Source organism: Formosa undariae (assembly GCF_042427615.1).
In the GTDB taxonomy this organism is placed as follows: Bacteria; Bacteroidota; Bacteroidia; order Flavobacteriales; family Flavobacteriaceae; genus Formosa; species Formosa undariae.
In genome coordinates, this window is sequence record NZ_JBHMEZ010000012.1 from 322,233 (window position 1) to 338,873 (window position 16,641).

Sequence of the window (16,641 nt, forward strand, 5' to 3'; positions counted from 1 at the left end):
AAATATTTTAATAGTAAACAAAAAAAACGGCAGAGTTAAACTCTGCCGTTTCTGATTTAAATCATTTTGAAATATGGTATTAGTAACCAATGGTTTGTTCCATGCCAGAAGCTTCAATTTCACTAGCTGGAATAGGATAAATGGTTTTTGGAGAAGTAGCCGATATATTTAAATTATTCGAATTTAAACCAGTATTTACATGATCACTTTCTAATCTCGTGATATCGGTTCCTGTTCTAATATAATCGTAAACGCCATGTCCTTCCAAAGCTAATTCGCGACTACGCTCTTCAAAAATTCGGACTTTAAGGGCACTCCCCGATTCCGAAGCTTTAGCACTTTCAAAATTAGTAGTTCTTTTATTTATCAATGTATTAAGGTAGACTAACGCTTGAGTCTCTCCCCCTGAAGCACCATTAGCACAAGCCTCTGCCGCAATTAAGTATATTTCAGAAAGTCTAATGACGGGCACATTATGTATACTAAGTCCTGAGCCTCCGTCTCTATTAATGTATTTTACAAAAGCTGACGTTGTACCTTCTTTGTCTTCGGTTAAAAGCGCTGCTCTTGGATCACCTTCATAAACATTTAAAAGATCGATAAATGTTTGTGTCGCAATAACATCTCCTTGTCCGCCATCCCGATAATCAAACTGAGCACCCAGTCCGTTACTACCTACAGAGTTTTCGTTATCAATACTTATTTCAAAAAGGGATTCACTCGTATAATCGTTAAACACGTAAGAATTTACATCCATAAGATCGGCTTCGCCTTTAATAGCTAAAACGTTATCGGCAAACTGTAATGCATTTTCCCAATCTTGTTTATACAAATATATCCGTGCTAATAAAGCATGTATCCCCGTTTTGGTGATGTATTTTGTACTTCCTACACTCCATGTATCTTCTGTAATATATCCCAAACTTAAATTTAAATCTGTAATAATCTGTGCGTAGGTCGCTTCCATACTACTGCGCTCAATTACAATATCTTTAGACGTTAATTTTAAAGGCATCCCTTGTGCCTCACCGCCGTCTTTAATCCAAGGATACGAAAATGTTCTTGCCAAATCAAAATATATCATTCCTCTAAGCGCTAGTGCTTGTGCTTTAATTTGGACTCTTTCTGTATCGTCTCCTTCTGCGGTTTCTATATTATCCAAAATCAAATTTAGATTTCCTATCGCTTTAAAACACTGCAGCCAAAGATCTTCTGCACTTCCATTATTGTTACTGCTTTCTTCGTATTTGTATTCGGTTTGTTCATAATCTCTAGGGTTATAAATCGTTTTTACAAATCTAAAATTCGGACTTTTTACTGCGGCACGCTTATACAGAATACGTCCTAAATAAGAACCATCTGAAATTTCGTTATAAGATCCGTTAAGTAGACTCTGTAACTTTTCGACAGAATTCACTACCAAATCTTCTGAAATCACATGATCTGGAGTCTGCGTAAGCACATCTTCACTACAACTTTGTAGCACGCACATCGCGACAACCAAAACCATTACTTTTATATCATTTAAGTATTTCATTTTATCTGTTTTAAATTTTTATTTGTAACCCTAAAACTAAACTAGACGCTGTTGGAGTTTGAAAAAAGTTAACACCATTAACTATAGCTTCTGGATCGTAATCATTTAATTCTGTTAACAAGAATAAATTATCACCTTGTATATAAATCGATCCACCTTGAAGCAGTCTACTTTTTGAAAAATTATAACTTAACTTAATATTTCTCAATTTCAAATAATCGGAATCGTATAAATGTCTTGTAGAAACATCGTTAGAAAAACTAGTATTTCCGTTGATTCTAATCGGCACATTAGCATCTGTATTATTAGGATTCCAAGGATTTAATTGCGCTGTTGTATTGGTAAACTGTGGAGAAAACCCGTCATCATCTCTTTTAAAAGCCGTACGATCGTAAGCTTTACCGCCTACTCCAAATGTGAAAAGGAAATCTAAACTTATATTTTTGTAGACGAACTGATTGTAAAAACCACCTTGTACATCTTGAAATGCACTACCAAAAATACCAAATCCAGCTTCTTCTGCATTGGTCGTTAATGCGCCTGTACGCATCCCATCTTCTAACACATAATATTCGGCCATCCCATTTGTACCATTAACTCCTGCATAGTCTCTTAAATAAAATGAATTCAAACTTTCGCCAACCTTAATTATGGTAGGATCTTGACCATAGCTTGAATCGTAACTCGGTATTAAATCTGCTTTTAAATCGGTTACTTCATTAGTTAACATCGTAAGATTTAATTTGGTATTCCAAGAAAAAGAAGCATTTGAAATTGGCGTATACCCAAAATCTAATTCCCAACCTGAATTCTTCATTTCACCAAAATTCTGTAATTGATTACTAAATCCAGTTGTAGATGTCACAGGAATATTCATTAAAAGATCTTTGGTATGTTTTGAAAAGTATTCTACCGTAATATTCAATCTATTTAATAGCACCGCATCGACTCCTATATTAAAATTATGACTTAACTCCCAAGACAAATCGGGGTTCGCTAATTGGCCGTAAGACAAGCCAGATTCGCCACCATATCCTTTTCCATCGGTATTGAAAAAAGCTAAAGAGGCATAGTATTCTGATGGTAAATTTCCGTTGGTACCGTAACTACTTCTCAGTTTTAGATAATTTAAAGATTCTATATCCATAAAATCTTCCTCTGTAAGAATCCAACCTCCAGACACGGACCAGAAATCGCCCCAACGGGTATCTTTTCCGAAGCGTGACGAACCATCACGACGAAAACTTGCATCGACAAAGTACTTCTGATCGAAATTATAGTTAAATCTAGAAAAGTAAGAGAGTAATGCGTAATTTTCTGAATACCCCGTCCAAGACCACAGAGAGCCAATACTACTCGAAGATAACAGTTCGCTATCTAAAATATCGTATCCTGAATTCCTGATAGATTTCATTTTAGACACTTGTGATTCAAACCCAACTAAACCATCAAAACCATGTTTATTAACTTGTTTATTATAGGTAAGTAAATTGGAAATGGTATGCTGAAACACTTCCCCTTGAGACACATATAAAACACCATTCCAGACACCTCCACCGGCACCAAATTCTTTATTATCGTAAAGTGATTCTTCTAAGGATTGATGGTCGATTCCGAAAGTGGATTTAAACTTTAAATTTTTAAGGATTTGAATTTCTGCAAAAGCATCTCCTCGCACTCTAAATTCATTATTTAAGTATTGTCCAACTTCTATAACTCCAATTGGATTTGCATTCTTTTCAATATCGTTTGGCAAATCGGCATAACCTTCGTAACCATTCGCATCATAAATAGGTGCTGCTTGAGGTAAAACACGCGCCATATACAATGGATTTAAACCGCCAGCATACGTACCATCATATTGTCCGGTGTTACGTTCTGTTTTAGAAACAGATAAGTTAACGCCTATTTTCAGCCAATCTTTAGCCTTATTTTCTAAATTGATTCTCCCAGAATAACGCTTAAAATCAGACTTTATAATCGTTCCTTCTTGGTCTAAATAATCTCCAGAGATGTAAAACTTGGTTTTTTCGTTACCTCCTCGCGCAGATAGACCATATTTTTGAATTGATCCCGTTTGGTAAATCGCATCCAACCAATCTGAATTTGCATTAGTCGTACCATAAATAGACTCGTAATCACTTTTTGCTATATTCTGATAATTAGCATATAAATCACTATCGGCATACACTCTATTGAATTCCCCATTTTCATTATTCTGAATATATTGATTTAACTGACCTTCCTGCCACAGTGATTTAAACTGATCGTTAGAGATGGTTTCTTCTTGCGTTAAATTTCGGGATATACCAAATTCGGTATTAAAGGTTAATTCCGTTTCTCCATTTTTACCTTTTTTGGTCGTAATAACAATTACGCCATTAGCAGCTCTAGAACCATACAAGGATGCTGCGGCGGCATCTTTTAGCACCGTTATACTTTCAATATCTTCTGAATTCATGGTAGACAGTGGATTCACATTATTAACAGCACCACTACCGCCTATTCTAGAATTATTATCCGAATTAATAACCACGCCGTCTAAAACATATAAAGGTTGTGTAAGTCCGTTAATCGATCCCACTCCCCGAATTTGCATACTCGAACTCCCTCCCGGTTGCCCAGTTGTAAACACGTTAACCCCTGAAACATTACCCTGTAATGCTGTTTCGAAACTTGCCGAAGCTGTTCGTGTTAATATCTCGTTCGCAACCTTTGTTGCCGAACCTGTAAAACTTCGTTTATTAGAACTTCCATAAGCGGTTACTACCACTTCATCTAAACCCGTCGGATCTTCCAATAATGTAATTGTTAGATCTCCTTTAGTTCCAACAACAATCTCTTGAGTTACAAAACCGATGTAAGAAACGACCAAAGTGGCATTAGCACCCACTGTAAGTTTAAAATATCCATCGAAATCTGTTAAGGTTCCGTTTGAAGTTCCTTTTTCGACAATATTAGCACCTGGCAACGATGCTCCAATCTTGCTTAGTACTTTTCCGGATATTGTATTTTGTTGAATTAATGCGGTGCTCGCCGTAAACGTATTTGCTTTTGCGTTTAACACTGAAAAACAAAGCAGTAATACCAATACACTGCTTTTTAAATAGGATGTCATATGGAATTTCCGTCCCATGAACATGCGAAATATATTCATATAATTATAAGTTGAAAGGACTAAGATTATTAATACACTAACCACATCTATCTCTTAGTATTAATTAGAGATAGAGCCTGCGTAAAAAATCTTAGTATGTGTTAATTGAAAAGGATGTGTTTATCGTTAGCCTTTTGAATAAAGTGTATCATTCAAGAGGCTATAAACTATTTTTTTAGAAGAAATTGAGGCGGTTGTAAAATATCTAAAGTGAACAATCCACCAACAAATGGCGCATGCCACTTATATATTTTTTTAGGAGATTCAAAATATCCTATCGGAAAGACATGTGTATCTTTAAGATTAATCATTTCAAGATCAAACTTTGAAAGGGCACTCCAAAGTGGTGACTTTTCTCCTTCTTCGGTAGTACCAGAAATTCGTTTTGCTAAATAACACTTTCCGTTACATTGAAGTGCAGGTTGATCCCTATTTTCACATAATTTTTCTACGATATAGTCGTAGTTGGCAACGTATTCCACCAGTAGCCACACGGGCTTAAAGAGTATAAATAAAACAAGTATAAAAATAAACGGTTTCATTAGTATCTTTCTTTCTTAAAATTGCCTTTTTAAATAATATCTAATGCCCATAAATGTAGCCATATATTTGGTAAATAAATAGCCCAACTCCAGCTATAATTAGATAGGTGTTTGCCGCGTTATAAAAGGCGGTGTAGCTTTTCATTTTTTTCCATCTTGTAATTAAAAACACAATTGGAATTAATGCTAAAATCTGACCCAATTCTACACCAATATTAAAGCAAATAATCTTGGCTAAAAACTGATGATCTCCAACTTCGAAAGATTGCAACCGCGTCGATAATCCGAAACCATGAATCAATCCAAAGATAAGAACCATTAATAATAAATTTGGAGACTTTATCTTAAATAGTTTCTCGAAACCACCCAAGTTTTCAAAACCTTTATACAACACACTTAACGCGATTACAGCATCGATTAAATGTTCGTTTGCAGTTATCCCTAAATAAGTTGCACCAATTAACGTTATACTATGTCCGATTGTAAATACAGTTATAAACCGAACTATATCTTTAAAATTCTTTAAATAGAATATTACACCTGCTAAAAACAACAAGTGATCGTAACCAGTAACCATGTGCTTGGCACCTACAAAAATATAAGACAGTAGGCCTCCGTTGTTTAAAATGGCCTGATCGGAATCACTTACACCATGAGCGAAAAGGAATACAGGAAAAAACAAAAAGACTAAACTCACTAGAAATTTAAACGTAACTCTACCCATCTAATTTTTCTTCTTATTAAAGTAGAAGAATAAACCAAATAGAACGACAAAACTACCGATCCAAAACACGTATGAAGGAATTCCTTCTTCATGATGATCAAGGTGCGCGTGTTCTACGCCGTCATGTCCGTGTACCACTTCAAAAGTTAATGTAGACCAATTAGATTCATGTGTTAATCCCGGTTCTTGAGAATGCACCAGATTAATAGTACGTAAATACCATATACCATCTGCAGCAAGGGTTACCGTTATAATTCCGTCTTTATCTGTACGCAATTGATCTCCGGAAGTATGTTGATGCGGCTCTGCGCCTTCAGCATGACTATGTGCAAGTTCATCTATACTATCATTAGTTTGATCATGGGTATGTGTTTCGCTACCATCGTGACTATGTCCGTCTTTACTCGCAGCATAATTTACGTATACCAATTGGTTTACTAAAGGTTGTCCTTTAGAAAGTAATTTAACTTGAAGTTCGTCTCCGGTATTTAAATCATATGGATTGCTTAATGGAATAAATTCAAGTGGATATCCTAAAACGGTATTCCAATCGTCTGATTTTTCTTCACCAACCTGAAAAATAGCTTTTACATATTTAGAATACTTTTCTGAGGCATCTGCACCAAGAGAATCATGTTCATGACGCCACGCTAACATATCTACCACACCATCATGCTCCAGATAACCATTAAAATCTTCTGCAGACATATCAATCACTCGGGGTGCTGTAGACAGGCCTGCTAACCAAGTACCAGATTCACCCGTTTTAAAATCTAAAATGGTTACACTGTCTTTTTCTCTCCATTGCGCTTCACCAACATGACTACGAACACCATTTCCCACCAAACTAACATCTGTCATTCGGTCGCGATCGATTACGTTTTCACTTTTATCAAACGTTCCGTTGAATAATTTAACAGATACATTTGTATTTGGTTTTAAAAAATAAGAATCAAATTTAAGATACATATCATGACTACATAATAGCACGATAAAGGTTAAATACATGAATATTTTTTTCATAAGCTAAATTAAATTTTTCGGATATAGATTGAATGAAACGACTTCAAATATAGATAAAACCTAAGCTTCTAAAAAACAAAAAAGCAGATTTAGTGCGAAATAAATGATCCTTTTTTATCAGCTATAAATCCTGAAGTATCCGTTAGGGTGTTCATAAAAGCAATAATATCCTTAATTTCTTGTTTTGTCAAATGTAATGGCTCTTCAGACAAGGTTTGATTTTCAATATCTAATCCCATCCCTACACCACCTCCTAAATTATAAAAAGCTAAAACATCTTCTAAAGTTTCAAACGAACCGTTATGCATATACGGTGCCGTTAGTTCTATATTCCTAACAGAAACTGTTTTAAACGCATTTTTAAAATAGCGTTGTTTATCAATAAATAAATCGTTGTTAAAACGTCCTAAATCTTCATCTAATTTTGGATTAATAGAATCGAATCCTTGCGTAACACCTAAGACTTCCGATTCGGATTCCATATAAAAAGGAGGAACAGATCCATTAAATACAGGGGCAAAATGGCAAGTACCACAAGCTGCTTTTCCCATAAATAAATTAAAGCCTCGTTTTGCATGCTCTGGATATTCTTCTGTTTCGAATCGTACATATTTATCGAATGGACTGTTGAATGATTTTAATGCATTTACATACGCCGCAATCGCATTACTAATAGACCTTTCATTAATATCTTGTTTACTAATACCATTGTAACAATCCTTAAATAATTTTAAGTATTCAGAATTCGTATTTAGTTTACTTATAATCGTTTCAAAATCTGTATTAAATTCCAAATCATTATCAATAACATGAGCCACTTGTTTTTCGAGATTAAACGCTCGCATGTCCAAAAAATAGCGCGTAGAATATCCTGCGTTTATTAAAGAAGGTGAATTTCTTGCAGTATAAATGCCCTCCATATTCGATTTACTTTTAGGCAAACCATCTGTGAATGCTTTATTGGGATCATGACAACTTAAACAGGACATTTTACTACCGTTTGAAAGCTGAGGATCTTTAAACAGCATTTCTCCCAACGCTATCGTTTTAGCATTATCTAGAGGTAAGTACACCAATTCTGAGTAAAAATTAGCATCTAAAAAATTGATATCGAAAACATTTTCTGCTTGATAGTTTTGTGCATGTTTTTTATAAGGTTCCAGTTTGATGTTATTTATTTTTTGAAATGCTAACAATTCTGAATACAGAGGATTAATCACCTCATTTAAAAATACCATACGATCAAAATCATTAAAACTGACATTAGCATTTAGTAACTCTTCTCCCTTTTTAAAAAGTAGATTAATCGCTTTAAATTTAGGTTTTGCCTCTGGATATAATCCCGCTTCAAAAAGCAAGAACGTCGTTTTCATACTTTTTAAACTCGCATAACTCTCTTCCAAACCATTTACAGAACCCGGAGTATCGAAGCCTGTAACACCTAATGTAAACACCCTAACCATACCCGAACGCATGCATTCAATTATCTGACTCGTTTTTAAATGGATTGGTAAATGTGTGTTTTCAACAAAATCTACCCGTTCTTTAAGTCCATTTGCTAATGCTTTAATGTGCTCCATATTTTCCTTAGTAGGTGCTTTAAAAACAGCCTCGTCTAAAGCTTGTAATCCGCTCGGTTCAATAACATTTCCACGTTCATAATACGCACTGACTTTAGGTAAGGGTGCGCCATTAATATATGTGCCATTGTAAGCCGTTAAGTAGTAATCAAAAATAAACTCAATGCTTTTATAAACTAATCTCGTTTTTTCGACTTGCTTTTGTAATGCTATAAATTCTGTTGGTGATTTTGAATGTTCGGTCAGAATAACTAAGCTGTTAACCTCATCTTGGAATTTATAAAAATTGGAAGTATATAATGCTTCTACGTTTTTTGGAATAGTATCTGCTTGGTAAGACTTATTTATCCCTTTACCTGATACGATAAGAAAACAAACAAAAACTGCTACGATAATAAATTTCAATTTTTTCATTTACAATTGCCTGCATTAAAACCTTATATTCTTAATTATACGTCCTATAAATTAAGTGATTTTTCTAATGTTTTTATATCTGATTTTAACTCCAATATGGACTCCATATTTTTAAATTTGGAATCTAATTGCTCAATGGACAACGTCGCTAATTGTAATGAAACCATGGCTTCATTGTGTTTATTATTCTCCATTAAATATTGAGCTTTTTTAAAATACCAAAATTCTTTTCTATTATATTCAAGAATGAAATAATCATACTGTTGCATAGCTTGTTCTAAAGCATTAGAGGCTTTTAAATAATCTAACTTTTTTAGCTGAAGCGACAATGTGTTTCCGCCTAACTGATTTAGTCCGATCTCAATAACATTTAAAGCTTCATCATAATTTTCATTATTTTCGGCAAGAATAATATGGGTGTATTCAATGATGTCTTCTGGACGAAAATCTACCATAGTATTTATAACATATTGGTAAGCGGATAATGATTGCTTGTATGCCTTTAAATTAAATAATATTTGAGCCTCAAGCTTTTTAGATTTTACGTCGGTACTTTCCTTTTCCAAACAAGCCGTTATATGTATTAAAGCTTCACTATAATTTTCGGTTAGATAATACACTTCAGCCATATGATACTTTAAGACTTTTTGTGTATTTCCTAAAGACTCAGATTTCAAATAATCTTCTAAAGCCTTAGCGAATTCTATGTGTTGTTGGTATAACATGCCACGTTCGTAGTACAGTTTAAAATTATCAGGAGTTTTTAAAATCTGTTGTGTTTTATGTTCTATCCGCACCGATAAATCGCCATGAGCAAAGGCTTGTAAAGAATATAGCAAACATGTAATTAGCACTAGTAGTATTTTAAAAAGGAAATCTGAAGACTCTTTTTCATTACAGTTCATAGCTCTATGTTTTATAATGTATTTGGATTTATTTTTTTGAATGTATATTTCGACTAACATGAAATCGTACTAAGAACAACGTGTAAAATGTTTATTCTATCACAACAGATTTGTAAACTGTTTCTTTATTCGTTTTAATTTTAATTACATAAATGCCTTTAGCCAGACCACTTACATTAATCCTTTCCTTTTTACTCTTTTTCACCATGTTTCCTACATTATTATAAAACTCAACTTTTTTAAGGCGCTCATTGCTCTTAATTTTAAGATTTATAATATCATTTACAGGTATAAGAATAGACTTTGTGTTTTTTTGTACTGTTGATTTATTATTTTGTTCAAGCAGTATATCTGTTTTGTTTATGGTAAAATAATCATCTATCTCACCGGTTTCTCTTAAAAATTTTAGGTTCAAATTTTGTCCGCCTTTACCATCGTCTTCAATTTCCATAACACACGACCCCAATTCGTTTAAAGACACAAACATCGCTTGATGGTTCAAGTCTCCACCAGACACTTGTCCCGCAGAACCGGTGGTAATATAAACGGTACCTTCGGCAGCATCGATGGCTTTTGTGTATACTCCGTCTCCATTTGCTTTACCATCTCCATGTCCTGTATTTCCAACGGTATGTCCTCCATTATTAATTTCATCTCTATTAAATGTATTGGAAGATCCATGATGACCATTTAAAAAATAAGAACGCTCGTAAGAGTGACTATGCCCATTTAAAACAAGATCTACACCATTGGCTTCTAACATTGGCATTATGTTTTCTCGCATATCGATAAGTCGTCCTTCGTAATCAGAATCATGAGAGCCTTTGGAATAAGCGGGATGATGAAATAAGGTAACAATCCAATCTTGCGTGGTATTCTGAATATCTGTTTCAGCCCAATTGTATTGGCTACCTCCTACTTCTCGACTAGAATGATGAGAGTCTAAAATGATAAAATGAATATTGGCATAATCAAACGAGTAATACGCTTCTGTTCCCGAAGCAGTTCCTCCTGCTTCCCCTTGAGTTGGAAAACTAAATATATCAAAATAAGGTCCGGATTGCGTTTTAGAATCAGAAGATTCACCATCGTGGTTTCCTAAACAAGACCATGAAACCACTTTTTTAAATATATCGTTATATACATTAAAAAATGCATTTTGATATTCTAAATCCGTTCCTGTATTGTAAGCATTATCTCCTAAAAACAATAACAGATCCGTTTTATCTTCATGCACAGTATCCTGTTCAACATAATTATAATATGCATCTCTTACTTTTCTTTGATTATCATTTGCAGTTCCGGGATCACCTATAATCCATGCGCGAACAAATTGACTTGTTCCTGCGATAGGCGAAGTAACAACATACATATCTCCGACAAGACTTTCAGATAAGACTTCATTTTTATCACCAATATTAAAATAATATTTGGTCATAGGTTCTAATCCTGTTAACGTAATTTCATGTTCGGTTTTTAAATCGGTTTGTGTTACGTTTTCAGACAACAAATCTAGAGTTCTACCATAATGTACAACAGATTCCGTGGCTTTATCAGTTCTCCATTTTATTATTACACTAGTTGGCGTACCTTTTTGAATGTACGGCCCTCTAACGATACCAGTAGAGGTTGAATTTTCTGTAGCACTTATTTTATCCAATTCATTAGAAGCACTAGCTGTTGAAATATCTGCTTCCGAAGTTTGTGAAAATGAATAGGCATAAAACAGCATTATTAATATAAAAACACTTTTTTTAATCATAATTTCTAGTTGGTATTTGCGCTTTAAATTCTGTTAATTCTGTAATTTATTTCGCTATTAATAGGCATGAATACGTATAATTATTTGCACGTATTTTTCTCTAATAAAAAATACGTGCAAATTTATTATTCAAAAGACTTCACTCTTAGAATGATGGATTTTGTACTAGGTTATCATTTTTCAGCATTTCTACTTCAGGAATCTGATGTAGTATACGGTTAGAAGTAAAAGGAATAGCACTTGGACCAGACCAACCTTGCCATGACATATAACTTCTGTCCATTGTTTTCTTATTTCTAAATACATCGTGCGTACGGTGCGCCTCGTGAGCAAACTCTAAACGCGCCTCGTCTAAAACGATATCTAAAACAGAATCGTAATTCTGAAGATTAGCTGTACTAAATAACTGGTCTCCTTCTAGCCCTGCACGCGCTCTAATTATATTTACCATATCTAAAGCCATAGCGTCTTCACCTGTTTTTGCATACGCTTCTGCCTTTATTAAATACATTTCTGCCAGTCTAAAATAAATTGGAGAGTGCAACATAGGCACATCATTTTGATACGTTAGTTTTTGAGTCCAATATTGAGGGATACTAGAACTCTCTACAACCTTATAACCGTAGTATTTATTCTCAGGATCAGGAATTTTATTACCGTCTGCATCTAATTGAAATTGAGGATCAATAAAGTTAACTCTCAAATCGTTAGGATTTTTAAACAATAAATCCATGAATGAAGACGACACCATTATTTGGCCATATCCACCATCTCCATGCATCATACCGCCCATCATATATCTTCCTACATTTTCAGTTTCTAATCGTCTCACTGCGAAAATAGTTTCAGAATTAGATTGCGGTTCTAAACGATTAGATCCTGGATATACAGAAGAATTTAATAATTGGTACCGCCCTGAATTTATCACACTATCGGCATATTCAATGGCTTTAGTATTGTCTTCCATAAACAAGTACAATCTAGAAAGTGCCGCTAAAACGACTTCTCTAGAGACATAAACATTTCCTTTTTGCTCGACTAAAAGGCTTGCCGATTCTAATAAATCACGTTCTATAAACTCATACGTTTCTTTAACAGATGATCGAGAAAGCCCTTCGTTACCAGTAGATGTTTCGCACAATATCACGCCTAAATTTGTTTCAGGACTATCGTGAGAATACGGTCTTCCGTAAACACGAACCAGATCAAAATAAAACATAGCACGAAGAAACATATTTTCTCCTTTTAGCTGATCTCTTTTTACTTCATCTTCTGATGATAAATCTATTAAATTATCAAGCCCTTCATTTGCAACATTTATAGAATAGATAGCACGGTAAGAATACTGCCAGAAATCTTGAGATCTATCTGATGCTGAAGTTGGCTGATAGGTTAAAGAATACGAGAAATGGTTACCACTCCATTGGTTTAGTATTACATCGTCGCTCATATATTCTGTAACATCATAGCGTGTTCTATCGTAACCATATTTACCGTCTGCTAAACTTAAAAACGCATAATTACCTACCACGGCATTTTCAAGCAGTTCTAAAGAACTCGTAACCTGTTCTGTTGTAATTTGATTAATAGGGCTAAAATCTATGTCGTTCTCCGAACACGCACCTAAAAACGTAGCAAATACACTGATTATAAATATTTTTAAAATTCTCATGATACTATTTTTTATTATGTTGTATTAGAAACTAAAGTTCAGATTAAGTAAAAATTTTCTTGTTGGTCTAAATCTGCTTGAATCGGTATAAGGGTTTTCAAAATTAACATCCGAATCTCCAAAAGTGTATCCCGTAATAATCGCTAAATTCTCTACAGAAGCATTAATTGTGAAGTCTTTAAACACACCTAAAAATGTTTTTGGAAACGTATATCCTATACTTACTTTCTGAATTTTTAAATAACTAGCATCTTCTAAGTAGAATGAAGAAGTCCCGCTAAAATTATAAATATCACCATACATTAATTGTGGTATATCTGCATTATCGCCTGGGTTTTCCCATCGTGTTAAATCTTGCCATTTGGTAAGTTCAAATCTGTTTGTATTAAAATCACTCGCATTCCAATCGACATAATTGTACACTGTTTGTCCGATTGCAAAATTTGTTAGAATGTTTAAATGAAAATTTTTGTATTTGAAATAATTGGCAAAACCACCTGTCATTTTAGGATAAGCAGAAGATGTTGTAATATAACTCGCCTCCGATTGATAATTGGTAGTGGTCACTACTGCTGGAGAATCTGTGTCGTTTCCATTAATTTTGTTTCCTTCGGCATCTTCCCATCTTGTATAAATAGGAGCTCCGGTTTGAGTATCGACACCTTGATATTCTGGAAGGTAAAAACTTCTTAACGAATGACCTTCTCTAATAATCATCCCATTATCGATAATATCTTCTCCGCCGTCTAATTCTAAGACTTCATTTCTATTAATATTAAAATTGAAATTAGATCTCCAAGAGAATTCACCTTCAATATTAGTTGTTGTTAAAGACAAATCAATTCCCTGATTCTGAATAGATCCAATATTACGAACCTGACTTGTAAATCCTGTTGTTGCCTCTAAAGGTACAGATTGTAATAAGTCATCATTTATACGATTATAAAGGTTCACTTCTAAAGACACACGATCAAACACACTAACATCGATACCTAAATTTAATTTACGCGCCGTTTCCCAAGTTAAATCTGGATTGGGAAGTCGAGATGGCCACGCACCAGCACCTCCATTATAACTAGATGACGATGTGAAAGAATACGTTCCCATGGATAAATAAGATTCGATATTCGCATTTCCTGTTGTACCATAACTTAATCTAAGTTTTAAAAGATCTAACCACGATTTAGAATCACTTAAAAAACGCTCTTTATTAATCATCCAACTTCCTCCAATAGAATAGAATGTACCCCAACGGTCTTTTTCTCCAAATACAGAAGATGCATCTCTACGAAAAGACCCTACTAAATAATATTTATTTTTATAATCGTAATCCAGCTGAGCGAAATACGAAAGAAAACCTGTTTCGTCTAAGTCACCACCTACAGATCTCGCGCTTCCTACCGAACTTAAAGCAGTCATATCTCCAACAATACCTGTTCCTACTGCATTCACAAATCGTGATTGATCGTAGTTGTATTCTTGACCTAAAATGGCATTTAGATTATGATTTCCAAAACTTTTATTTAGGTGTAATGTGTTAGACGTTATTACACCAAGACCATAAGAATAAATCCATTCCATGTATCCATCGTAATTATATCCAACCCACGTCATATTAGAATATGATTTTGAATGGTCTGAACCATTTAATTCTACTCTATTAGAGGTATTAAACCTCGCCCAATCTGTGATTTCGTAATCCAATTCGAACATTAAGGTTGCTCCCCAATATTTTTTACTATTTTCAGATTCCTCTCTTTCCATCATATAGTTAACTCCTGTACCACGATACCAAACCGGAACTTGTTCTAAATCCATTGCAGGTGTTGGTGTTACGCCATCAGGCATATATGCGGCATCTAAAGGCACATTTTGATAAGCTTGGATATAAGAACTCGGCCAATTAAACTCTGACTTCTCGCCATATTGCGCAGTCATTCTGATATTCGTTTTTAGTTTATCTGAAATTTTATGACTTAAGTTTCCTCTAAAATTATACTGATTATTATAGGTGTCTAATGCGACCCCTTCTTCTTCATTAAAAGAACCACTAAAATAAAATGTCGTTCTATCCGATCCTCCTGACATGGAAACCTGAGTTTGATTTAAGAATCCTGTTCTTAATAATAAATCAGTCCAATCGGATGTGTAATCTAATGCACTTTCTGGAACAACGCTATTTCTATATTCTTCGAACGTTTTGCTTGTAAAATCCGGATTACCTTCAGACACTCTTAAATTGTAAAGGTTTTCCATTCCCGTACTCCATTGGTTATATAAACCTTTGGCATCGTATACGTCTACTCTGTCGTCCCAGTTAGAGGTAGGACCAAATGTACTGTTAACAGACACTTTAAATTCGCCCGCTTTACCATCTTTAGTGGTAATAACAATAACCCCGTTAGCAGCACGAGAACCATATAGTCCAGTTGCGGCAGCATCTCTTAAAATAGAAATAGATTTTACATCTTTAGGGTCGTATTGCCCTCCAATAATACCGTCTACAACAGTTAGCGGAGCACTACTTGCTTCTAATGACCCCATTCCTTGTATAACCATAGAGGCACTTTCACCAGGATCTCCACTACTACCAGATACTTGCATTCCAGGAACACGTCCTTGTAATACATCTTGTATACTTGTCGAGCTTACCGAACTTTGTATTTCTTCTTCTGAGATAATTGAAACTGAAGAAGACAATTCTGATTTCTTTTTTCGACCATAGCCAACCACAACAATTTCGTCTAAGCCTGCTGCATCGACGTCTAATTTAATAGACAGGTTAGTGTCTCCACTTAATGCTATTTCTTTTGTAGAATAGCCTAAATAGGAAACTAATAGTGTACTGGTATCACTACTCACACTAAATGTGAATTTTCCATCAATATCTGTAGTTACACCATTGCTGGTTCCTTTTTCAACAACACTTGCTCCTGGTAAAGGCATATTGGTTTCGTCTAAAACTTCTCCTGAAATAATAACTTGCTGTTGTCTTCTTTTCGGGGTGTTCTTTTTAACAACTACCGTATTATTTTCTCCTAATTTAATTTCGAAATCACCGTTAGATAGGCTTCTGTTTAACAAGTCGTTTGCAGCTTGTTTCCCCTTTTTAACATTAACTTTTGGAAAATCTTTAAATAGACTTTCTTGATAGATGAACTTGTAATCCGTCTGCTTCATAATTAGCTCAAAGACTTCATCTACCGTTAATGCACTTTCGGCTTCAATATAGATTTCTGGATTTTGAGATAGCACATTAATTGGAGTAAATCCAAAAATGACTGAAACATATAAAAAAAGTAACGTTCTCATAATGTTTAGCATA

General features: G+C 34.4%; 10 protein-coding genes. All 10 read right to left on the reverse strand.

Annotated elements, in window-relative coordinates; translation table 11 throughout:
- Positions 1-79 precede the first annotated feature (79 nt).
- Positions 80-1,537, reverse strand: a complete 1,458-nt coding sequence (locus ACFFVB_RS12510) for a RagB/SusD family nutrient uptake outer membrane protein (protein WP_382383230.1) — start codon at positions 1,535-1,537, stop codon at positions 80-82.
- A 10-nt stretch (positions 1,538-1,547) separates the two neighbouring features.
- Complete coding sequence (locus tag ACFFVB_RS12515; RefSeq protein WP_382383232.1) at positions 1,548-4,673, reverse strand: SusC/RagA family TonB-linked outer membrane protein; 3,126 nt, start codon at positions 4,671-4,673, stop codon at positions 1,548-1,550.
- A 188-nt stretch (positions 4,674-4,861) separates the two neighbouring features.
- On the reverse strand, positions 4,862-5,236 hold the full coding sequence (locus ACFFVB_RS12520) for a hypothetical protein (RefSeq protein WP_382383234.1): 375 nt from the start codon (positions 5,234-5,236) through the stop codon (positions 4,862-4,864).
- 40 nt (positions 5,237-5,276) lie between these two features.
- Complete coding sequence (locus ACFFVB_RS12525) at positions 5,277-5,960, reverse strand: HupE/UreJ family protein (protein ID WP_382383235.1); 684 nt, start codon at positions 5,958-5,960, stop codon at positions 5,277-5,279.
- Complete coding sequence (locus ACFFVB_RS12530; protein ID WP_382383236.1) at positions 5,961-6,983, reverse strand: DUF4198 domain-containing protein; 1,023 nt, start codon at positions 6,981-6,983, stop codon at positions 5,961-5,963.
- Between the two features lie 89 nt (positions 6,984-7,072).
- Positions 7,073-8,977 (reverse strand): cytochrome-c peroxidase, encoded by a 1,905-nt coding sequence (locus ACFFVB_RS12535; protein ID WP_382383237.1) that lies wholly within the window; start codon positions 8,975-8,977, stop codon positions 7,073-7,075.
- A gap of 44 nt (positions 8,978-9,021) precedes the next feature.
- The gene (locus tag ACFFVB_RS12540) at positions 9,022-9,882 is read right to left on the reverse strand and encodes a tetratricopeptide repeat protein (RefSeq protein ID WP_382383239.1); all 861 of its coding nucleotides are present in this window, start codon (positions 9,880-9,882) and stop codon (positions 9,022-9,024) included.
- A 91-nt stretch (positions 9,883-9,973) separates the two neighbouring features.
- Positions 9,974-11,644 (reverse strand): metallophosphoesterase, encoded by a 1,671-nt coding sequence (locus tag ACFFVB_RS12545; RefSeq protein WP_382383240.1) that lies wholly within the window; start codon positions 11,642-11,644, stop codon positions 9,974-9,976.
- Positions 11,645-11,789: 145 nt separating this feature from the next.
- Positions 11,790-13,316, reverse strand: coding sequence for a RagB/SusD family nutrient uptake outer membrane protein (locus ACFFVB_RS12550; protein ID WP_382383242.1), 1,527 nt, complete (start codon positions 13,314-13,316; stop codon positions 11,790-11,792).
- 24 nt (positions 13,317-13,340) lie between these two features.
- Positions 13,341-16,628 (reverse strand): SusC/RagA family TonB-linked outer membrane protein, encoded by a 3,288-nt coding sequence (locus tag ACFFVB_RS12555; RefSeq protein WP_382383243.1) that lies wholly within the window; start codon positions 16,626-16,628, stop codon positions 13,341-13,343.
- Between the last annotated feature and the right edge of the window lie 13 nt (positions 16,629-16,641).